This window comes from Arsenicicoccus dermatophilus (assembly GCF_022568795.1).
Classification (GTDB): Bacteria; Actinomycetota; Actinomycetes; order Actinomycetales; family Dermatophilaceae; genus Arsenicicoccus; species Arsenicicoccus dermatophilus.
The window spans coordinates 1,882,954-1,903,780 of the sequence record NZ_JAKZHU010000001.1; the positions used below are offsets into that span (position 1 = coordinate 1,882,954).

Below are 20,827 nucleotides of genomic sequence, written 5' to 3' on the forward strand. Positions count from 1 at the left end.
CCTCCGGCCCGAGTCATCCTAGCGACGCCAGGACCACCACCCCGGCGCCCGTCCACAGGTGCAGCGGGTCCCCGAGACGACGAGCAGCAGGTATGCCGGGAGTCAGGCGCCCATGGAGCCGACGACCACGTCGCCGCGGCCGCACAGCCGCAAGCCGCCGTCGGCCGCGCCGGCATACGCCGTGTCCCCGCGGGACAGGTGCAGCTCCTCGCCGTCGTCGTCGACGAGGACCAGGTCGCCGGCCAGGCACAGCAGCAGCCGCGGGCCGCCGTCGCCGGGGACCACGCACTCGCCGTCGACCAGGCAGCGGTCGAGCTCGAACTCCGGCGCCGGCGTCTCGTAGCGCATCACGCCAGGGGCCACCGGCACCGGCTGCAGCCGCGGCACCTCGACGGCCGGGTCGAGGAGGCGCAGCAGCTCGTCGACGTCGATGTGCTTGCTGGTCAGGCCGGCGCGCACGACGTTGTCGGAGTTGGCGAGCAGCTCGACCCCGGTCCCCTGCAGGTAGCAGTGCAGCCCGCCCGCCGCGAGGTAGACCGCTTCACCCGGCTGCAGGGTGACGTGCTGCAGGAGAAGCGCGCAGACCAGCCCCATGTCCCGGGGATACTGCCGGGCGATCCGGACCCCGGCGGCGAAGGTGGCGTGGTCCTCGGCGTCCAGGCCCTCGCCGTCGACGAGCTCGCCGCACCGCCACTCGACGTCGGCGGTCAGCTGCTGGCGCTGGGCGTCGGGCCAGTGGAGGAGTCGGGTCAGGGCTTCCAACCGGCCGTCCCGTCCGTCCTGCCCGCCGTCGCGCAGCAACTGCACGACCTCGTCGAGCTCGGGCACCTCCAGGAGCGCCAGCAGCCGGGCGCTCTCCTGAGCAGGGCGGAAGCCCGCCAGCGCCTCGAACGCGGTGAGCGCCATCAGGATCTCCGGCTTGGGCCAGTCGTCCTTGTAGTTGCGGGTGGCGTCGCGGAGGGCGATCCCGGCGGCCTCCTCGCGGGCGTAGCCCTCGGCGGCCTGCTCGCGGGTGGGGTGCACCTGGATGGACAGGGCCTTCTCGACGGCGAGGATCTTGAGCAGGAAGGGCAGCCGGTCGCCGAACCGCTCCTGGCAGCGCGGGCCGAGCTCACCGGGTGCGTCGGCCGTGATCACCCGGTGGAGGGTGGTGAGTCCCTCCTCCCGCTCCAGCAGCGCCGGTGCGGCCGGATGCGCGCCCACCCAGAGCTCCGCCTCGGGGCCCGGGGAGGGGGTCTGGCGACCCTGCAGCTCGGCGATGACGTAGCGGGAGCCCCAGTCGTAGGGCTGGACTACTGCTTCGAGACGATCCACGCGGTCACCCTATCCACGAGCGCGAGGCGCGCGAGGCGACTTGACCAAGGTGCGAACGGCGTTCAGAGGGTGTCGCCGCGACCCTGGTGGGCCTGGACCAGGGCGGCGAGTCGCGCTGCCTCGGACCGGGATCCGAGGCCGTCGGCGCGCTGGATGGCCATCACCGCGACCTCCTCGGTGTCGTGCAGCAGCACCCGCACCCAGGGGTCCCCGTGCCCGAAGCGCACCTGCTCGATGTCGCTCCAGGGGATGTCCCGGGCCGCGAAGAGGTTGCGGACCCGCAGCCCCTCCTCGCTCGGATCGGCGCGGATCGCGGCATACCGCGCCAGGAGCAGCGCGATGCCCAGGCCGCACGCGACGAGCAGCAGCCGGTCCATGACGCCGAAGCCTCGGGGGCCGCCAGGCACCAGCGCGGCGAGCACGCAGAACAGCAGCAGCCCGGCGGCACCGGCCGCGAGGGCCATCAGTCGTCCCGCACGCGGGACGAAGGGATCGTATGGCGAGGGGGCGGGGTCCTCGAGGCTCGGCACCCCTCGATCCTAGGGCCGCCACGCGGCGCAGCGGTCCTGGGGCCGCACACGGCCCGTCGGGTTCAGAGCCGACAGGCGGCGATGTCGGTCACCAGGATGGCGCGCGCGCCGATGCGATAGAGCTCGTCCATGACGGCGTTGGTGCGCCTGCGCGGGACCATCGACCGCACGGCCACCCAGGCAGGGTCGCGCAGCGGGGAGACGGTGGGCGACTCCAGGCCGGGGGTGATCGCCGTGGCGGCGTCGACGAGGTCGGCGGGGCAGTCGTAGTCCACGAGCACGTACTGCCGCGCCACCAGGACCCCCTGCAGCCGACGAATCATCGTCTCGACGGCGCCGGGGTCCGCGGTGCCGCCCTGGCAGCGGCGCACGAGCACGGCCTCGGAGCGCAGGATCGGCTCGCCGAAGACCTCGAGCCCGGCGTTGCGCAGCGTGGTCCCGGTCTCCACGACGTCGGCGATCAGGTCGGCGACGCCGAGGGTCACAGCGGTCTCGACGGCACCGTCCAGCCGGACGACCGAGGCCTGGACCCCCAGCTCGCTCAGGTGGGACTGCACCAGCCCGGCGTACGACGTCGCGACGCGCCGGCCCGCGACGTCCTGCACCGAGGTCATGGTCCCCGCCGGTGCGGCGAACCGGAAGGTCGACCCCCCGAAGCCGAGCTGCAGCACCTCCTCGGCCGTGGAGCCGGAGTCCCGGAGCAGGTCGCGGCCGGTGATGCCCAGGTCGACGGTGCCCTCCCCGACGTACACGGCGACGTCGCGGGGACGCAGGTAGAAGAACTCGACGCCGTTGTCGGCGTCGGTGAGCACGAGCTCCTTGGTGTCCCGCCGCTGGGCATAGCCGGCCTCGCGCATCATCGTGGACGCGGACTCGGACAGGGACCCCTTGTTGGGGATGGCAACGCGCAGCATCAGGACTCCGGATCAGAGGTGGGCGTAGACGTCGTCGAGGGTGATGCCCTTGGCCACCATCAGCACCTGTAGGTGGTAGAGCAGCTGGCTGATCTCCTCGGCGGCCCGGGCGTCGCCCTCGTGCTCGGCGGCCATCCACACCTCGGCGGCCTCCTCGACGATCTTCTTGCCGATGAAGTGGACCCCGCGGTCCAGCTCCGCGACCGTCCCGGAGCCCTCCGGGCGGGTGGCCGCCTTGTCGAGGAGCTCGGCGTACAGCTGGTCGAAGGTCTTCATCCGCTACACCCTACGGCTCACCGTCACGCGGTTGCGGCGTCGTCCGAGAGGCGGGACCAGCGGGATGCGTCCCTCGCCCGGCCTCGGGATGCGCACCGGCACCGGCAGGCGGCGCAGGTCCTCCTCGCGCTTGCCCACAGAGCCCCCTCGTCGGTCGGCACGATCCGGACGTCAAGCCTATATCAACCAACAGTAGGCATACCACCGCACAGGGTGACAGATCGGTGGGGTCGGTCCAGCGGTCAGTGCCGGTGCTGCGCCACGAGATCGCGCAGCTCCCCCACCGCCGCCGCGGCGTCCTCGGCGCCGTAGACCGCGGAACCCGCCACGAAGACGTCCGCCCCCGCCTCGGCGCACTCCTCGATGGTGCGGGCCGAAACCCCGCCGTCGACCTGCACCCAGACCTCGCCGCCGTGACGCCGGACCGCCTCGCGCACCTGGCGCACCTTGGGCAGCTGGTCGGCCATGAAGGCCTGCCCCCCGAAGCCCGGCTCGACGGTCATCACGAGCACCATGTCCAGCTCGGGCAGCAGCTCGGCGTAGGGCGCCCACGGGGTGGCCGGCTTGAGCGCCATCCCGGCGCGCCCGCCCGCGGCCCGCAGCGCCCGGGCCAGGGCCCGCGGGTCGCGCGCCGCCTCCACGTGGAAGGTGGCCGACCGCGCCCCCGCCTCGACGTAGCGGGGGGCCCAGCGGTCGGGGTCCTCGATCATCAGGTGGCAGTCGACGGGCACCGGGCTGACCCGGCAGATCGCCTCCACGACCGGGAGCCCGAGGGTGAGGTTGGGCACGAAGTGGCCGTCCATCACATCGACGTGTGCCCAGTCCGCGCTGCTGATGCGGTCGAGCTCGGTCTGCAGGTTGGCGAAGTCGGCGGACAGGATGCTGGGCGAGATCTGCACCTCCTCAGCCTACCGAGGTGCGGCCGACGAGCCCCGTACGCCGACAGGGATGCCCGCCACCGGTCAGTGCCCCCGTGCCTGACGGAAGATCACGGAACCGGGAGCCATGGGACCCATCAGCTCAGGGACGGTGACGAGGGTCAGCCCCTTCTCCTTGAGCGCCTTCACGATGCCCGGGACGGCCTTGACGGTGCTGGGATGGATGTCGTGCATCAGCACGATCGACCCTGCCCGAGCGCCCTCGACCGCCCGCCGCGTCGTCTCGGCCACGTCCCGGTTCTTCCAGTCCTCCGTGTCCACGTCCCACAGGACGAGGGGATGACCGAGGGCCTTGGTGGTGGCGTCGAAGGAGCCGTAGGGCGGACGGACCAGGGTGGGACCGGGCGCCCCCGTGATCGCACCCAGCACCCGGTCGGTGTCCTCGATCTCCCGCCTCTGCTGGGGCTCGCCGAGGCGACGCATGTCCCGGTGGTCCCACGTGTGGTTGCCGACAACCATCCCCATCGACACGGCCCGGCGGACGACGTCGGGTTGGGCCTGCACGTTCTGGCCGAGGGCGAAGAAGGTGGCTCGGACCCCCGCGGCCGACAGCTCGTCCAGCAGCTGGGCGGTGTACGGTCCCGGACCGTCGTCGAAGGTCAGCGCCACGCAGGAGAGCTGCCGACAGTCGACCGCGCTCGCAGCGGGCGCCGGGACGACCGGGCTCGAGGGCTGCTCCGGTGCCGAGGTGGTGGTGTCCGCCGCGGTGGTCGTCACCGGCGCGGGGGCGGTCCGCACGGCGGCGACGACCTCCCGGCCCCGGTCGGACAGCATCGGGGCCGCCTGCGCCGCAGGGATCTCGGTCGTGAGGATCCCGCGGTCCAGCGAGGCCACGGCTCCCTCGTCCAGGACCACCCGCAGTCCGCCCTGAGGGGTCACGGTGATGTCGGTGAGCGCGTCCTGCGCCGTGGTGTCCTTCAGCTCGTCGGTCAGCGCGAGCTGCCGCCGCACGACGGACAGCAGGGTGTCGCGCTGCGACGGGGCGATCAGGTCCTGGGAGGACGCCACCCACGAGCCGCCACGGTCGCCATAGGTCGTCGTGTGCGTGACCGCCGCCTTGGCCCCCTGCGGGACCAGGGCGGTCAGCCGCACCGCGACGACCTGGGCGGACCAGGCGACGACAGCGCCGTTGACGTGCAGCTCCGCCTCACCGTCCTCCAGGTCCAGGTGCTCCTTGCGCAGCGCGTCCACCCGCGCCTGGACTGCCTGGTTGAGAGCGGTCGCCGACGGGACCTGCGGCCACCGCATGGCATAGGGGTGGTCCGTGCTCTCGCTGGAGTCCTGGTGGTATACGACCCCCGGAACCGCGAGCGCGGGGATGCGGGGCCCGCTCTCCCAGCCGGCCGTGGTGGCGAGGACCCCCACCGCGTCCGCGGACCCTGGGCCCCTGGCCACGGTCGTGCGCACCGCCGGGCCCGTGGTGGTCCGGGCAGGAGCGCTCGCCCTGGACGGCACGTCGCACCCGGCGATGCCCGCGACGCCGAGGGAGAGGGCCACAGCCGCGAGAAGTGCTGCAGGACGGGGTCGGACCATGGAAGAGGCTCCTGTCGAAGGGGTCTCGGGCCTGAGGACCTCAGGCCCGACCGATGGATCGAGGACGGGATCAGAACAACGGCTTGGCGGGCTTGCAGACCGTCCCCGGCGCCGGCAGCGCTCCGGTGAGCAGGTAGTCCTGCATCGCCTTGGTCGCGCACGGGCTCTGGTCCCCTGCGGCGTGGCCGAAGGTGTCGACGGTCAGCAGGCGCGCCCCGGGCGACATCGCCGCTACCGCCTTGGCGTTGGCATAGGGCGTGGCGGGGTCGTGGATGTTGCCCACCACGAGGAGCGGGTGAGCCGGCTTCACGTCGAAGGGACCCCAGTAGGCGTCCGCGTGCGATCCCGGCCACCCCGCGCACAGGGAGCTCTGCCAGACCCACAGGGGGGCGAACCACGACGTCTTGGCGGCGGCCGTCGCCGTCTGGTGCCAGACCATCGGGTCCTTGGGGTTGACGGCGTCGGAGCAGATCACCCCGGCCTGCTTGAAGGTATCCCGCCATACCGAGTCGTCGCTGTTGCCCGTGGTCGGGCTGACCACCGGCCCCGGCTTCGCGGGCCCCGGCTTCGGGGTGCCCAGCCCCGGCGGCACCAGGCCCTCGACGCGCGGCTTGTTGACCTTGCGCGCCGACTTCTTGACCACGGCGAGGTACTCGTCGTGGATCCAGTCCAGCAGGGCCGGGATGGCGGCCGCGTCATACAGGCTCGGCATCACCGAGGTGATCGTGTCGGCCTTGGTGTATGTCGCCCCCCCGGAGGTCACCGGCCCCTTCGACAGCGTGGCGATCAGCTGGTCCCACTCCTTGGCGATGGTCGCCCCGTGACGGCACCGGGACTTGCCCGCCGCGGCACAGGCCGCGAAGGCCGCCTTCAAGGACTCGTCCGCCCCGACCCCGGACCCGGTGCGCATGCTGCTGGGGATCCGCGTCCCCTGGTCGCCCTGACCGGTGGTCCAGTCCACCGGGTTGACCACGCCGTCCAGCACCAGGCCACGGACCTTCGTGGGGAACATCGCTGCGTAGGTGGCCCCCAGGACGGTGCCGTACGACACGCCGTAGTAGGACATCTTGGAGTCCCCCACGGCCTGTCGCACCAGGTCCATGTCCCGCGCGACGTCCCCGGTGGTCATGTGGTCGATGATGGGGTGCCCGACCTTGTCGCAGGCCTTGCGCTCGAAGGTGTCGCGCGCGATCTGCTGCTTGGCCTCGGCCTGCGTGACGGGGAAGCCCGCAGGCTTGTCCGGTGCCTCCTTGCTGCTCCAGCACGCGGCGAGGCTGTCGACCCCGATGCCGCGGGGATCCATCCCGATCACGTCGTACTGCGAGGTGACCGGCTTGCCCAGCACCTCCAGGAACCGTCCCATGCTGTCGGTCGCGGCGTTGCCCGGGCCACCGGGGTTGACGAAGACCGCACCCTTGGACTTCGGGGCCGTGGCCTTGTGCCGGACCAGGTTGAGCAGGATGCTGGCCTTGCTCGGGTGGGCGTAGTCCAGGGGAACCTTGGCCGTGGCGCACTGCAGCCCCAGCTTCTGCTGGCTGGCCTCCTCGCACGGCTTCCACGAGATGGTCGGCACTGCCGGGATCGGAGCACCGGCCTCGGGCCAGAGCGAGGGCAGGCCCTTGGCGAGCGGGGAGGGAGCCGCAGGTGCGTCCGTGGGCGCGGCCGTGGGCGCAGGCGCGGCCACGGCGCCCGGGAGCAGCCCGAGGCTGACGAGCACGACGCCCGATACGGCCATGGCGCGCCCAGGACGGCGGGTGCGTGCCGGAGAGAGGGAAGGTGTGGAGCTCATGTGTTCGGACGATCCTTGCTGTGCGAAGGGATAGGACAGGATGGAGGCGGGCCGATCAGGACCGCGGGCGTGAGGGGCTGCTCCCGGCCACCGTGACCGCGTGCCAGGTGCGCCCACGATCGGTGCTCAGGTGGAAGGTTCCGGAGTCCGCGGGGACGGCGGTCAGGACAGACCCCTCGGCGCGCAGCGCCTGCCACCCGCTCGCCGAACGTGGCGCCCCGGGCACCTCGGTGACCCCGGACGGGGCCTGGCGCAGGACCTGCAGGCGGCCGGAGGAGCTCGCCGCGACGAGGACCAGACCGTCGTCGAGAGCAGCCATGAGCTGGCGGCGCTCGCCTGCGACCGAACCGGCGGGCGGGGTGGGGATCCCACTGAAGTCCCAGGTGCGACCGCCGTCGGCACTGACCATCAGCGCCACCTGGTCGCTGGGCCGGGCGCCGGCGGGCAGGCCGCAGCGGGCGTACACCCGCTGCCCGGTCGGCGAGGCCGCCCAGACGGTGGGGCGCCCGCACCCCGTGGCCTGCTCCGAGGGGGCGATGGAGCGATAGCGTCCCTGGGCGTCGATCACACCCCCACCCACGCCGGAGGTGCTCGCTGCCGGAGTGGGCAGCACGACGACCTCGTCGCCGCGCCGGACGATCCGCGCCCAGGTCAGGGGCGAGCCGTTCGCGGCCAGGGGCACCACCACGTCGGAGGTCCTGCGGGCACCGTCCAGGCCGCTCCGGCGCAGCCGGACGACCGGCGACGCGGAGCCGTCGGAGGTGTCCAGGGAGGCCACGACCAGCGGGTCGGGCGCCGAGGGCGTCACCGACAGATCCGTCACCACCCCGTCGGGATGCTCCAGCGATCGCCACGTCCTGCCCCCGTCGGTGGTGCCGAGGAGATCGCCGCCGAAGACCCAGCCGTGCTGGGGGTCGGCGAAGGTGATGGTGGTGACGGCGGACCGGTCGGCACTCGTCGCCGCCGAGGGCGCAGGACGGCCGGCGAGGACCGCCCGCACCTGCCACGACCCGCCCTCGGACCCCACGGCCACGACGGGGCAACGGGCACCGGAGTCCGAGCACACGGCATGACCGAGGGCATAGGTCGTGCCCTCCGAAGGACGGCTCACCGAGGTGACGACGAAGTCGGTGGGTGGTCGCTGCCCGACCCGGGCCTGGTCTGCGACCGCGACGGTTCGAGCGGTCTCCAGGGGCTCGCGGTGCAGGAACCCGCCGCCGGTCACCGCGACCGCCACGGCCGCCGCGGTGGACGCGGCGACCGCCCAGGGGCTCCACCGGCCGAGGCGGGCCCGGCGACCGGCGTCCAGGATCCGCCGCCACCGCAGGTCGTCGCCCGGCAGCGGGGCAACCTGCTCGCGCTCCTCGCGGAAGAACGCCGCGATCGGGTCGTCGCAGCGGGGGTCGGGGGTGCTTCCGGCAGGCTCACGCGTCATCGCACACCGTCCAGGAGAGGGGCCAGGCGGCCGCGGGCGTCGTAGAGATCACGCTTGACGGCACCGGTGGACTTCCCGAGCTGCTGGGCGACGACGGCCACGGGCAGGTCGGCGAAGTAGTGCAGCAGGACCACCATGCGCAGGCGGTCGGGCAGCGACAGGACGGCGTCCCGGACGGTGAGCACGCAGGCACCGTCCGGCTGCGGAGCCCCGGGGGCGTGGTGGATCTTCTCGTAGGCCTCGGCCTCCCGGCCACGCTTGCGCCAGTGGTCACGGACCAGGTTGCCGGTGGTGGTGTACAGCCAGGCCCGGGGCTCGGACACCGAGTCGATGTGGTGCAGCAGCCGCACGAAGGCCTCGGTCGCGAGGTCGTGCCCCAGGTCCGGATCGTCCACCAGCCGCGCCGCCCAGCCGGCGAGCATCCCGTAGTGCGCCCGGTAGGCATCGTGCACCGCGACCTCGGCCGCGCTGGCGCCGCGGAGCGTCACGGTCCTACCCCCCATCCACGTTCGGCACTCGGGGGCGAGGCTAACTGCTGTCATACCCCTGAGACGCCGCATGCCTAGCGATTGGTTGGGGGTCAATTTCCGCCCCGGCAGCCAGACCCCCGCCCGGTGGCCTCAGGGGCGTCGCCTCAGCAGGGCCAGGAACATGCCGTCGGTGCCGTTGCGGTGCGGCCACAGCTGCACGTGCGGCCCCTCCCCCGCCAGCTCGATGCCGGGCGCGACCTCCTGGACCGCGTCGCGCGCGTCGAGGACCTCGACGTCGTCGCGACCCTTGAGGACGTCGGCCACGGCATACACCGTCTCGTTGACGTGAGGGCTGCAGGTCGCATAGCCGACGACCCCGCCCGGTCGAGCGGCGTCGAGCGCGGACGTGAGCAGCTGCCGCTGCAGGGTGGCCAGGTCGGCCAGGTCGCCGGGGGTGCGTCGCCAGCGCGCGTCCGGCCGCCGCCGCAGCGCCCCCAGGCCGGTGCACGGGGCGTCGACCAGGACCCGGTCGTAGCGGCCCGGCTCGTCCTCGCCCACGTCCCGCCCGTCGCCGACGCGCACCTCGACCCGGGCACCGGCGGACCGCGCAGCCCGCAGCGCCTGGTCCACCAGGTCGGCGCGGTGGGGACTGATCTCGTTGGCGGTGAGGAAGGCTCGGTCGACCGACAGCGCCGCCAGCAGCCCGGCCTTGCCGCCGGGGCCGGCGCACAGGTCGAGCCACTCCTCGTCGTACTCGTCGCCGTCCACCGGCACCGCCGCCAGGGCGAGCGCCAGCAGCTGGGATCCCTCGTCCTGCACCGCGGCCCGGCCGTCCCGGACCGGTGCCACGAGCCCGGGTCGCCCGCGGGGAGCACCGCCCCGACGGGCGAGACGGGAGCCGGGCGGGCGCCCAGGTCGACGAGATCGGCCACCGACACGAGCCCCGGCCGGGCGACGAGGGTGACCTCGGGCGGGTCGTTGTCGGCGCGCAGCAGGGCGGCGAGCTCGCCGGCCACGTCCTCCGGCCCGCAGACGCCGTGACCCACGAGGGCGCTGCGCAGCCCGCGGACGACCCACTCGGGGTGCGAGTGCGCCACGGCCAGCGCGTCCGGTCCGTCCCCCGGGGGCACGACCCGGGCGAGCCACTCCTCACGGGTCCGCTCGCTGATCCGCCGCAGCACGGCGTTGACGAAACCCGCCGCGCCCGCACCGTTGACCTCGCGGGCGAGGCCGACGGTCTCCCCCACCGCGGCGTGCGAGGGCACCCGCATGCCGAGGAGCTGGTGGGCTCCGAGGCGGAGGGTGTCCAGGACGGGCGCGTCGATCGCGTCGACGCCTCGACCGGAGGCGTCGACGACGATCGCGTCGTAGAGCCCGCGCCAGCGCAGCGCGCCATACGTCAGCTCCGTGGCGAAGGCCGCGTCGCGCCCCCGGAGGCCGCTGCCGCGTAGCAGCCTCGGGAGCTCGAGGTTGGCATAGCCGCCCTCGTCGACCGAGCGCAGGACGGTGTATGCCGTGAACCGTGCGGGGTCGCCCGTGCGGGTGCGCTCCGCCGGGCGCTGGCCGCTGCGGGCCCGTGGGCCTCGGGGCCCGCGCGGGCGGTCCGCGCCTCGCTCCGGCGGTCGCTGCCCGCCCCGGTCGTCACGTGCGCCGCTCATCGACCCATCACGTCCTCGACGGTGATGCGCACACCCCGTGCCCAGTCGGCGGCGGCCATCTCCTTCTTGCCCTGGGGACGCACGGTGGACAGGCGCACCGCGGCGGTGGCGGTGCCGACCCACACCTCACGCTTGCCGGCCTCGATCTCCCCGGCGCGCAGGTCGGGTCGCTGGTCGACGGAGACGACACCGAGGCCGAGACGCTCCCCGCGGAAGGTCGTCCAGGCGCCGGGCGCGGGCGTGCAGCCGCGGACCCGCCGGTCCACGGCGAAGGCCGGTCGTGCCCAGTCCACGCGTGCGTCGTCGACGGTGATCTTGGGGGCGTGGGAGACGCCGTCCTCGGTCTGCGGCACCGCCGTGATGGTGCGCGCCTCGATGGCGTCGAGGGTCTCCACGAGCAGCCCGGAGCCGGCGACGGCCAACCTCTCCAGCAACGCCCCGCTCGTGTCGTCGGGGCGCACGGCCTCGGTCATCCGGCCGAGCACGGGCCCGGTGTCCAGCCCCGCCTCGAGCAGGAAGGTCGTGGCGCCGGTGATCTCGTCGCCGGCCATGACGGCGCGCTGCACGGGGGCGGCGCCGCGCCAGGCGGGCAGCAGCGAGAAGTGCAGGTTGACCCACCCTGCGGTCGGTATGCCGAGCGCCTCGGGTGGCACGAGGGTGCCGTAGGCCACGACCGGGCAGCAGTCGGGGGCGAGGTCCCGCAGCGCCTGCTGGACCTCGGGGGCGCGCAGCGAGGTGGGCGTGAGGACGGGCACGCCTGCCGCCTCGGCGGCCTGCCGCACCGGGGACGACACGAGCGTGCGGCCGCGTCCGGCCCGCGCGTCGGGGCGGGTGAGGACGGCCACCACGTCGTGCGACGAGCCCAGCAGCGCCTCCAGGCTCGGGACGGCGACGGCCGGGGTGCCGGCGAAGACGACGCGCATGGTGACTCTCCTAGAGTCCGAAGGCCGAGCCCGCGGTGGTCCGCGAGGTCGGCGAGGGCTGCTGGTGGGGGCTGACCTTGACGGTGGGCGTGGCGAGGCCGGACCACTCGGCCTCGCGGATCGCCCGCATCGCCAGACGCCGCTGCTCGGGGTCGAGCCGGTCGATGAAGAGCACGCCGTCGAGGTGGTCGGTCTCGTGCTGGACGATGCGCGCGAGCAGCTCGCTGCCCTCGAGCCGCACCGGCTCCCCGTGCATGTCCTGCCCGGTCGACGACGCGCAGCGCCCGGCGGGTGGGAAGCTGCAGCCCGGGCAGCGACAGGCAGCCCTCGGGGCCCTCCTGCTGCTCCTCGGACAGGTCCAGGCTGGGGTTGACGAGGTGACCGACGACCCCGTCGACGACGTACGTGAACACCCGCAGGCCCACGCCCAGCTGGGGCGCGGCCAGCCCGGCGCCCGGGGCATCGAGCATGGTGTCGGTCAGGTCCTGGACCAGACCGCGCAGCTCGGCGTCGAAGTCGGTGACCGGGGCTGCGGGCGTGCGCAGGACCGGGTCGCCGAACAGGCGGATGTCCATGACTGACACGATGCGCGGGACCTCGAGGTGGGGGGTGGTGCTGGCTCGGGTCAGTCTACGCGGGCCGGACGGGCGCCCCGCGGCTGCCGAGATCGACGCGCAGCCGCTCCGGCGTGGTGAAGGTGATGGCGTCCAGGCCGCAGGCCCGCCCGGCCAGGACGTTGCGCGGGCTGTCGTCGGTGTAGCAGCACTCGGTCAGCGGGATCCCCATCCGCTGCTCCAGCACGCTGAAGATCGCGGGGTCGGGCTTCACGACCCCCTCCGCGCCCGACACCACGATGTCGAGGAAGCCCGCCAGGAAGGGGAATCGGGGCCGGGCGTGGGCCTCGAACAGCTCGGCCGACCAGTTGGTCAGGGCGAACAGCGGCACCCGCGCGTCGTAGAGCTCGCGCAGCAGCTGCACCGTGCCGTCGATCTGGTGGGTCAGGGACCGGTCGACGTGCGTGACGTAGGAACGGATCTCGTCGGCATACCCCGGGTGGGCGCTGATCGCGCGCTGCTGCGCCTGCTCGACGGGCACGCCCAGGTCGAGGTCGCGGTGGTAGGTCGCGAAGACCTCGCCGTCGGCCAGGAAGGCCCGGGCGCGCTCCTCCCCCACCCCGGCGGCGATCGCCGGCAGCGGGTCCCGCGCCACCAGGACCTGCCCGAGGTCGAAGACCATCGCGTTCGTGCGCCTGCGCCTCACCTGCTCGTCCACCCCTGCACCGTATGCCGGTCCGGGGCTCTCACACGAGACCGTCGCGCGGGTCGACCACGACGTGGACCGGCTCGGGCTCCTTGCGCGCGGCCCGGGTGGCGCGCATCGCCCGCAGCGCGTCGGTGAGCTCCAGCACGTGGTCCGGGGTGGTGCGCAGCAGCATCCGGTGCCGTGGCGCCGGCTCCTGCGCGCGGGGCCCGCGGGCGGGCGGCGGCGGGGCAGGCAGCGGGCCGAGCCGCTCGACCACGTCGCCCAGCCCGATCGCGGTCATCGCGTCGGCGAGAGCGTGGCGCTCGGCGTCGACCCGGGCCATGACGGTGGTGGGCGGCAGGGCCAGCTCCCGGCGCTCGGCCAGCTCGCGGGCGGCGAGCCAGCCGGGGTCCCAGCGCACCAGGGCCTCGACGGGCGGGAGGGGCGCGTCGGTGGGCGCCCCGCACAGGACGACGGCGCCACCGGCAGCGGCCCCCCGCACGAGGGCGGCCGCCCCGAGCCACCGGCGCAGCGCCTCCAGCGGGGCGTCCAGGTCGGGGCGGTCCAGGCTGGCCCAGGCGTCGAGGAGCAGTGCCGCGGCATACCCGCCCTCGGCGACCGGCTCGGCGCCGGGCGTGGCGACGACCAGGGCCGGACCACCCTCGACCCGCGCGACCACCTCGCCGGCCCCGGACGTGATCACCCGCGTCCCGGGGAAGGCCCGGCCCAGCTCGTCGGCGGTGCGCCGGTCGCCGATCACCGACGCGCGCAGCCGGGTCCCCTCGCAGCGGGGGCACTCGAAGGCCGTCACCGCGGTCCCGCACCAGCGGCACCGCGGTGGGGTGTCCCGGCCCCCCAGGGCGAGGGGCCCGTGGCAGGACGGGCAGCGCGCGGGGGCCCGGCAGGTCTGGCAGGCCAGCGAGGGCGCGTAGCCGCGCCGCGGCACCTGCACCAGCACCGGCCCGGTGGCCAGCGCGGTCTTGGCGGTGCGCCAGGCCACGGACGGCAGCCGGGCCGCGGCGGCGGCCTGGTCCCGCTCGGGCTCGGGTCCCTCGCCGGCCACGAGCACCCGCGGCGCCGCCCGCCGCAGCGCCGGCCCGTCCCCGGCCACGACCGCCACGACCCCGTCCTCGACGAGCTGCTGCACCTCCGCGGAGCGGGCGTAGGCCCCGGCGACCAGGGCGGCCCCCTCCCGGCGCGCGCGCCCGAGCAGCACCTCCCGCACGTGCGGGTAGGGGGCTCGGGGCTCGACGAGCAGGTCGTCGCCGTCGTCCCACCAGGCCACGAGCCCCAGGTCCTGGACGGGCGCGAACATCGCCGCCCGCGTCCCCACCACGCAGCGCACGTGCCCGCGCAGCACCTTCAGCCACGCCGTGTACCTCGCCTGGGGACCCTGGGCCGCGGTCAGCCGGACGTGGGATCCCGTGCCCAGCGCCGCCGTCAGCGCCGCGTCCACCCGGTCGACGTCCCGGTGGTCGGGGACGACGAGGATCACCCCGCGCCCCGCCGACAGGGTGGTGGTGGCGGCGACGGCGAGCAGCGTCGGCCAGTCCTGCAGCGGGTCGGCCGCCGCCGGGGTGGCCGTCCAGCAGGCGAAGGGCGTGCCTCCCTCGGCCAGGTGCCGCAGCAGCGCCTCGCCCGCCCGCAGCGCGCCCCACCCACCGGGCTCGGGCCGGGGCGGTCGCACCGGCTCCGCCCCCTGCGGGTGCGCGGCCGTCAGGGCCTTCTCGGCGGCGGCGTGCCGCGGGGGCACCGCCAGCCGCAGGACGTCCGACACCGTCCCGGCATACCGCCGGGCCACGTCCCGGCAGGTCGCCAGCACCGCGTGGGTCAGCACCGGCTCCGGGCTGACGACGCGCCGCAGCGACGCCAGCCGCCCGGCGTGCTCGGCCCGGTCCTTGCGCGCGATGACATAGCCGTCGACGTCCTGCCCGGCGAAGCGCACCCGCACCCGCGCACCCGGCACCGCTGCGTCGGCCATCTCGACCGGCACGGAGTACTCGAACGGGCGGTCCAGGTGCGCCAGCGGCACGTCGACGAGCACCTCGGCCACCGGGTCCGTCAGCGCCAGCGAGGCATCGCGCGCGGGCAGGGTCCGCTCCCCCCGCACGTGGGCGCGCAGCAGGGACAGCTGCTCACCGGTGCTCGCCGCCGCCGAGCCCTGCACCGGGACCTGCCCGTCCTGCGCCTCCATGGGGCCCATTCCTACCGCAGGCACCCGACACACCCCTGGTGACGCGCCTGGCACACTGGGTGTCCGTGGACGTGCTCATCACCGATCTGCAAACCCCGCAAGCCCTTTCGGCGCGGCAGCTGCTCGCCGAGGCCTTCGCCGACGATCCCTCCCTCGCCCATCCCCTGCGGCACCGCGCGCGCCGCCTGCGAGGTCTGCCCCACGTCTTCGCCACGGTCCTGGCCAACGGCCGGCGCCACGGCACCGTGCGGGTCGCGCAGCACCCCGGCACGGGCGAGCTGCTGGGGATCGCGACCTGGGTGCCCGCGCCGCACCACCGGATCACCGTGCCGCTGGCGGTCCGGTCCGGCATGGCGCCGCTGGTCCCGACCGTGGGGCTGCCCGCGATCGTGCGGCTGCACCGGCTGAACGCCCGGCACGAGCGGCTGCACGAGGAGCTCGCGCCGGCGCGGCACGTCCACCTGCACGCCCTCGGGGTCCTCCCTCGCGTCCAGGGCCAGGGCGTCGGCTCGGCCCTGCTCCGGGACGGTCTGGGCCGCCTCGACGCGACGAGCACGCCCGGCTACCTGGAGACCCATCGCGAGGAGAACGTGCGGTTCTACGCCCGGCACGGCTTCGAGGTCGTCGGGCATCTGCACGACGGCGACCTGCACGCCCGGTGCATGCTGCGTCAGCCCTCCTGAGCGGCCCCGGTATGCCGGTCGGCGCCCGGGGGTGACCCCGGGCGCCGACCGGCATACCGCCTCGTGGGCAGCGGCCCCTCAGCGGTGCGCCGCGCGCTGCAGCTGCTCCACGCGGTCGGTGCGCTCCCAGGGGAAGGTGCCCTCGGCACCCGAGCGACCGAAGTGGCCGTAGGCCGCGGTGGTGGCGTAGATCGGACGGAGCAGGTCGAGCTCCTCGATGATCGCGGCCGGGCGCAGGTCGAAGGTCTCGTCGATGGCACGCTGCAGCACGTCCAGCGGGGCCTTCTCGGTGCCGAAGGTCTCGAGGTAGAGCCCGACCGGCTGGGCCTTGCCGATGGCATAGGCGACCTGGATCTCGCACCGTCCGGCCAGACCGGCGGCCACGAGGTTCTTGGCGACCCAGCGGGTGGCGTAGGCCGCCGACCGGTCGACCTTGGAGGGGTCCTTGCCGGAGAAGGCGCCTCCGCCGTGGCGGGCCATCCCGCCGTAGGTGTCCACGATGATCTTGCGGCCGGTCAGGCCGGCGTCGCCCATGGGCCCGCCGATCTCGAAGCGACCGGTGGGGTTGACCAGCACCCGGAAGTCCGTCGAGTCCAGCGTCGGCGCGTGCTCGGCGAGGACGGGGGTGATCACGTGGGCGACCACGTCGGGCTCCAGCAACCCGCTCAGGGAGACGTCGCCCGCGTGCTGGCTGGAGACGACCACGGTGTCCAGGCGGACCGCCCGGTCCCCGTCGTAGCCGATGGTCACCTGGGTCTTGCCGTCGGGACGCAGGTAGGGCAGCGTCCCGTCCTTGCGGACCGCGGTCAGCCGCTCGGCGAGGCGGTGGGCCAGGTGGATCGGCAGCGGCATCAGGTCGGGGGTGTCCTCGCAGGCGTAGCCGAACATCAGTCCCTGGTCGCCGGCGCCCTGCTTGTCCATCGCGTCGACGGCACCGGTGCGCGACTCGACGGCGGTGTCCACGCCCTGCGCGATGTCCGGGCTCTGCTGCCCGATGGAGATCTCCACACCGCAGGACGCGCCGTCGAAGCCCTTGGTGGAGCTGTCGTAACCGATCCCCAGCACCGTCTCGCGCACGATGTGCGGGATGTCGACGTAGCCGCTGGTCGTCACCTCGCCCGCGACGTGCACCAGACCGGTCGTGACCATCGTCTCCACGGCCACGCGGGAGTGGGCGTCCTGCGCGAGCATCGCGTCCAGGATCGAGTCGGAGATCTGGTCGCAGATCTTGTCGGGGTGACCCTCGGTCACGGACTCGGACGTGAACAGACGCGACACGGCTGTGCTCCTGTGCTGTGGTGATGGCTCGAGTGACCTGCGAGCCGAGGCCCGGGCAGGGTTGCTCAGTCTATCGCCAGCGCCTCGACCACGGCGTCCAGGACGGCGTGCGAGACGATCCCCTTGTCGGCCGGCCCGGTGGTGCGCGGCTCGCCGCCGTCGCGACGCAGGACGGTGACGGTGTTGTGGTCCTGCCCGAAGGTCACGCCGACCCCCACCTGGTTGACGACGAGCAGGTCGCAGCCCTTGCGGCGCAGCTTGTCCTGCCCGAGCTCCAGGACGCCGTGCTCGGCGTCGCCGGTCTCGGCGGCGAAGCCCACCAGCAGCGGTCGCGTGCGTCCGGCGGCGTCGCGTCCCTCCACGAGTCCGCGCAGGATGTCGGGGTTGCGCACCAGCTCGATCGTGGGGGCGGTGTCGTCGTCCGCGGTGGTGTGCGACTTCTTGATCTTGTGGTCCGCCACGCTCGCCGGACGGAAGTCCGCGACCGCGGCGGCCATGATCACCACGTCCACCTCCGCGGCGAGCACGTCGACCCGCTCCTGCAGCTCGCGGGCGGACTCGATGCGGTGCAGGACGATCGCCGGGTCGTCGGGCAGCGGCGTCTCCACGGCACCGACGACGAGGGTCACCCGGGCCCCGCGGTCGGCCGCGGCGCGGGCCAGGGCGACGCCCTGCTTGCCGCTGGACCGGTTGCCGAGGTAGCGCACGGGGTCGAGCGCCTCCCGGGTGCCGCCCGCGGTCACGAGCACGCGGACGCCGGCGAGGTCGTGGCGAGCCGCGCGGGCCTCGCCCTGGGCGGACGTCAGCACCTCCAGGCACGCGGCGTGGATCTGCTCGGGCTCGGGCAGCCGGCCCGGCCCGGTGTCCTTGCCGGTCAGGCGTCCGGACGCGGGGTCGATCACGTGGACGCCGCGCGACCGGAGGGTGGCGACGTTGGCGACGGTGGCCGGGTGCTGCCACATCTCGGTGTGCATGGCGGGGGCGAGCACGACCGGGCAGCGGGCGGTGAGCAGGACGTTGGTGAGCAGGTCGTCGGCGAGCCCGCACGCGGCCCTGGCCAGGAGGTCGGCGGTGCACGGGGCGACGACGACGAGGTCGGCCCCCTGCCCGAGAGCGACGTGGCGGACCTGCTCGACCCCGTCGAAGACCTCGGCGGTGACCGGCTTGCCGGACAGGGCCGACCAGGTCGGCTCGCCCACGAACCGCAGGGCTGCCTCGGTCGGCACCACCGTGACGTCGTCCCCGCTCTCGGTGAACCGGCGCACCAGGGACGCGGCCTTGAACGCAGCGATGCCCCCGCCGACGCCGATGACGACGTGACGGGGGCGGTGCGAGGCCTGGGGGGCCACGGGGGATCAGCCCTCGGTGGGCTCGGAGGTCAGCAGACCCTCGTTGATCTCGCGGAGCGCGATCGACAGGGGCTTCTCGTGGACCTGCGTCTCGACCAGGGGCCCAACGTACTCCAGGAGGCCCTCGGACAGCTGCGAGTAGTAGGCGTTGATCTGCCGGGCGCGCTTGGCCGAGTAGATGACCAGCGCGTACTTCGAGTCGGCGATCTCCAGGAGGTCGTCGATCGGGGGGTTGGTGATCCCGATGGGGGCAGCAACGGTGCCAGGCACAGTCAGTCTCGCTTCGGTTGGAGGTCAGATCTCATCAATGATACGAGTTCCTCCGCCGCGCGGCGAACATCGTCGTTGACGATGGTCACGTCGAACTCCTCCTGCGCCGCCAGCTCGGCCCGGGCCGTGGTCAGGCGTCGGGCCCGCTCGGCCTCGTCCTCGGTCCCCCTGCCGACGAGCCGGCGGACCAGCTCCTCCCAGCTGGGTGGGGCCAGGAAGACGAACAGCGCCTCGGGCATGGTCCGACGCACCTGCCGCGCGCCCTGCAGGTCGATCTCCAGCAGCGCCGGACGGCCCTCGGCCAGCACCTGCTCCACCGGACCCCGGGGGTGGCGTAGTCGTTGGTGCCGTGCACCGTGGCCCACTCCAGGAAGTCCCCCGCCTCACGGCGTCGCAGGAAGTCCTCGCGCGTGATGAAGTGGTAGTGCACCCCGTCGATCTCGCCCGGGCGGGGCGGGCGAGTCGTGGCCGACACCGAGAGCCACACCTCGGGGTGGTGCTCCCGAACGTAGGCCGCGACCGTGCCCTTGCCCACCGCGGTGGGCCCGGCGAGGACCACCAGCCGCGACGTCGGTCCGGCAGGGTGCCCGGCGACGCCCGCGCTGGTGTCCTGCGCCATGTCGATCAGCCCTCGAAGCGCGCGAGGAGCGCGGCGATCTGATTGGCGCCCAGACCACGGACGCGGCGGGTGCGCGAGATACCCACATCCTCCATGATCTGCCGGGCGCGGACCTGACCCACTCCCGGCAGCGACTCCAGGAGCACGTAGACCTTCATCTTCCCGATCACGTCGTTGGTCTTGCCCTGGTCGAGCACGGAGCGCAGGGATCCCTGGCCGTACTTCAGCTGGTTCTTGACCGCGGCACGCTCACGGCGTGCGACGGCGGCCTTCTCCAGGGCCTCGGCTCGCTGCTCGGGGGTGAGGGTAGGCAGAGCCACGGGGGTCTCCTTGAGGTAGTGCCGGCACCCAGGAGGGGGCGCCGGACTGGCTAGGCGTGCGGACAACGTATCTACGGGACGCGACCGGGGGGCAACGGGTGATCCGCCACCCTCCGGGCGTCCAGACGACCCTAGTGCGTTGAAGGTTCCACTTGGGACGAATTGGGTCATAACAGACTAGTCATCACCGCCGTACGGGGCATAGCCATCGACGTTCAGTGATCCTTGCTCAGCAGCTCCCGCATACGAGAACCAGTCATCGTCACCGTGCGCCGCAGCGCTCCCGCGTCCGGCCCACAGGCCAGCACCTCGCGCGAGCTCGAGGGCAGCACCTGGCCCAGCGCGGGGCCGAAGACCTCCCGCAGGGACTGCGCTGTGCCGCCCTGAGCGCCCACCCCCGGGGCGAGCAACGGACCGCCCGTGGCCGCCAGGTCCAGACCGAGGTCGGTCACCGCCGAACCCACCGTGGCGCCGACGACCAGCCCCACGGAGCCGAGCTCGCCGCAGGCGCGAGCCTCGGCGTTGTCGGCCGCGGCCCCGGCCACCATCTCCCCCGCCACCGAGCCGGCTCCCGTCGTGCGGGCGTGCTGGACCGAGGCGCCCTCGGGGTTGGAGGTGAGCGCGAGGACGAAGACCCCGCGCCGGGTCCGGGCGGCCAGGTCCAGCACCGGTCGCAGCGAGCCGTAGCCGAGGTAGGGCGACACGGTGATCGCGTCGACCGCCTCGGGCGCGTCGGAGCCGAGGAAGGCCTCGGCGTACGCCGTCATCGTCGAGCCGATGTCTCCACGCTTGACGTCCAGCACCGTCAGGGTGCCCGCCTCCCGCAGCCCGGCGCACACCCGCTCGAGCAGGGCCACCCCGCGCGAGCCGAAGACCTCGAAGAAGGCCGACTGCGGCTTGACCGCCGCGACCTGCCCGCCGAAGGCCTCGACGCAGGTCAGCGCGAAGCGCTCGACCCCGGCGAGGTCGTAGGTCAGGCCCCAGGACTCGACCAGGGCCCGGTGCGGGTCGATGCCCACGCACAGGGGTCCGTGCTCGTCCATGGCGGCGCGCAGCCGGGCTCCGAAGGTCGCGGTCATCAGGTCTCCTGGG

The 20,827-nt window shown here is 74.0% G+C and carries 18 protein-coding genes and 3 pseudogenes; 1 reads left to right on the plus strand and 20 read right to left on the minus strand.

Going from position 1 to position 20,827, the window contains the following annotated elements:
- Positions 1–102: 102 nt before the first annotated feature.
- The 14 genes and pseudogenes from manA to MM438_RS08825 form a co-directional block, all read right to left on the minus strand.
- Positions 103–1,314 carry a mannose-6-phosphate isomerase, class I gene (gene manA / locus MM438_RS08760; protein ID WP_241452085.1) on the minus strand — a complete coding sequence of 404 codons (1,212 nt, stop codon included), beginning with the start codon at positions 1,312–1,314 and terminating at the stop codon, positions 103–105.
- 62 nt (positions 1,315–1,376) lie between these two features.
- Entirely contained in the window at positions 1,377–1,844 is a 468-nt protein-coding gene (locus tag MM438_RS08765; RefSeq protein ID WP_241452086.1) for a PH domain-containing protein, read from the minus strand.
- Between the two features lie 62 nt (positions 1,845–1,906).
- Positions 1,907–2,758, minus strand: coding sequence for an ATP phosphoribosyltransferase (gene hisG / locus MM438_RS08770; protein ID WP_241452087.1), 852 nt, complete (start codon positions 2,756–2,758; stop codon positions 1,907–1,909).
- A gap of 12 nt (positions 2,759–2,770) precedes the next feature.
- Positions 2,771–3,034: a phosphoribosyl-ATP diphosphatase gene (locus MM438_RS08775; protein ID WP_241452088.1), complete on the minus strand. Its 264-nt coding sequence runs from the start codon at positions 3,032–3,034 to the stop codon at positions 2,771–2,773.
- 242 nt (positions 3,035–3,276) lie between these two features.
- On the minus strand, positions 3,277–3,933 hold the full coding sequence (gene rpe, locus MM438_RS08780) for a ribulose-phosphate 3-epimerase (RefSeq protein WP_241452089.1): 657 nt from the start codon (positions 3,931–3,933) through the stop codon (positions 3,277–3,279).
- Positions 3,934–3,996: 63 nt separating this feature from the next.
- Positions 3,997–5,505 (minus strand): polysaccharide deacetylase family protein, encoded by a 1,509-nt coding sequence (locus MM438_RS08785; RefSeq protein WP_241452090.1) that lies wholly within the window; start codon positions 5,503–5,505, stop codon positions 3,997–3,999.
- A 70-nt stretch (positions 5,506–5,575) separates the two neighbouring features.
- Complete coding sequence (locus tag MM438_RS08790; RefSeq protein ID WP_241452091.1) at positions 5,576–7,294, minus strand: alpha/beta hydrolase; 1,719 nt, start codon at positions 7,292–7,294, stop codon at positions 5,576–5,578.
- A 55-nt stretch (positions 7,295–7,349) separates the two neighbouring features.
- The gene (locus tag MM438_RS08795; RefSeq protein WP_241452092.1) at positions 7,350–8,729 is read right to left on the minus strand and encodes a beta propeller repeat protein; all 1,380 of its coding nucleotides are present in this window, start codon (positions 8,727–8,729) and stop codon (positions 7,350–7,352) included.
- On the minus strand, positions 8,726–9,217 hold the full coding sequence (locus MM438_RS08800; RefSeq protein WP_241452093.1) for an RNA polymerase sigma factor: 492 nt from the start codon (positions 9,215–9,217) through the stop codon (positions 8,726–8,728). The genes MM438_RS08795 and MM438_RS08800 overlap by 4 nt, the downstream gene beginning before the upstream one ends.
- A gap of 132 nt (positions 9,218–9,349) precedes the next feature.
- Positions 9,350–10,857 (minus strand): annotated as a pseudogene (locus MM438_RS08805) (RsmB/NOP family class I SAM-dependent RNA methyltransferase).
- A complete protein-coding gene (fmt, locus tag MM438_RS08810) occupies positions 10,854–11,780 on the minus strand; it encodes a methionyl-tRNA formyltransferase (protein WP_241452094.1) in 927 nt (308 codons plus the stop codon). The pseudogene MM438_RS08805 and the gene fmt overlap by 4 nt, the downstream one beginning before the upstream one ends.
- Before the next feature lie 10 nt (positions 11,781–11,790).
- Positions 11,791–12,364: pseudogene (def, locus tag MM438_RS16925) on the minus strand (peptide deformylase).
- A 46-nt stretch (positions 12,365–12,410) separates the two neighbouring features.
- A complete protein-coding gene (locus MM438_RS08820) occupies positions 12,411–13,052 on the minus strand; it encodes an HAD-IA family hydrolase (protein WP_241452095.1) in 642 nt (213 codons plus the stop codon).
- 28 nt (positions 13,053–13,080) lie between these two features.
- Positions 13,081–15,216, minus strand: a complete 2,136-nt coding sequence (locus MM438_RS08825; RefSeq protein ID WP_241452096.1) for a primosomal protein N' family DNA-binding protein — start codon at positions 15,214–15,216, stop codon at positions 13,081–13,083.
- Positions 15,217–15,254: 38 nt separating this feature from the next.
- Here MM438_RS08825 and MM438_RS08830 point away from each other — a divergent pair, with 38 nt between their 5' ends.
- Entirely contained in the window at positions 15,255–15,899 is a 645-nt protein-coding gene (locus MM438_RS08830) for a GNAT family N-acetyltransferase (RefSeq protein WP_241452097.1), read from the plus strand.
- A 78-nt stretch (positions 15,900–15,977) separates the two neighbouring features.
- On the opposite strand, the gene metK is transcribed toward MM438_RS08830, so the two are convergent.
- The 6 genes and pseudogenes from metK to pyrF all read right to left on the minus strand — a co-directional run bounded on the left by metK (position 15,978) and on the right by pyrF (position 20,814).
- Positions 15,978–17,177 (minus strand): methionine adenosyltransferase, encoded by a 1,200-nt coding sequence (gene metK / locus MM438_RS08835; protein ID WP_241452098.1) that lies wholly within the window; start codon positions 17,175–17,177, stop codon positions 15,978–15,980.
- A 65-nt stretch (positions 17,178–17,242) separates the two neighbouring features.
- A complete protein-coding gene (coaBC, locus tag MM438_RS08840; RefSeq protein WP_241452099.1) occupies positions 17,243–18,526 on the minus strand; it encodes a bifunctional phosphopantothenoylcysteine decarboxylase/phosphopantothenate--cysteine ligase CoaBC in 1,284 nt (427 codons plus the stop codon).
- A 6-nt stretch (positions 18,527–18,532) separates the two neighbouring features.
- Positions 18,533–18,796, minus strand: a complete 264-nt coding sequence (rpoZ, locus tag MM438_RS08845) for a DNA-directed RNA polymerase subunit omega (RefSeq protein WP_241452100.1) — start codon at positions 18,794–18,796, stop codon at positions 18,533–18,535.
- A gap of 2 nt (positions 18,797–18,798) precedes the next feature.
- Positions 18,799–19,415, minus strand: a pseudogene (gmk, locus tag MM438_RS08850) (guanylate kinase).
- Positions 19,416–19,420: 5 nt separating this feature from the next.
- The gene (mihF, locus tag MM438_RS08855) at positions 19,421–19,735 is read right to left on the minus strand and encodes an integration host factor, actinobacterial type (RefSeq protein WP_241452101.1); all 315 of its coding nucleotides are present in this window, start codon (positions 19,733–19,735) and stop codon (positions 19,421–19,423) included.
- A 215-nt stretch (positions 19,736–19,950) separates the two neighbouring features.
- Complete coding sequence (gene pyrF, locus MM438_RS08860) at positions 19,951–20,814, minus strand: orotidine-5'-phosphate decarboxylase (protein WP_241452102.1); 864 nt, start codon at positions 20,812–20,814, stop codon at positions 19,951–19,953.
- Between the last annotated feature and the right edge of the window lie 13 nt (positions 20,815–20,827).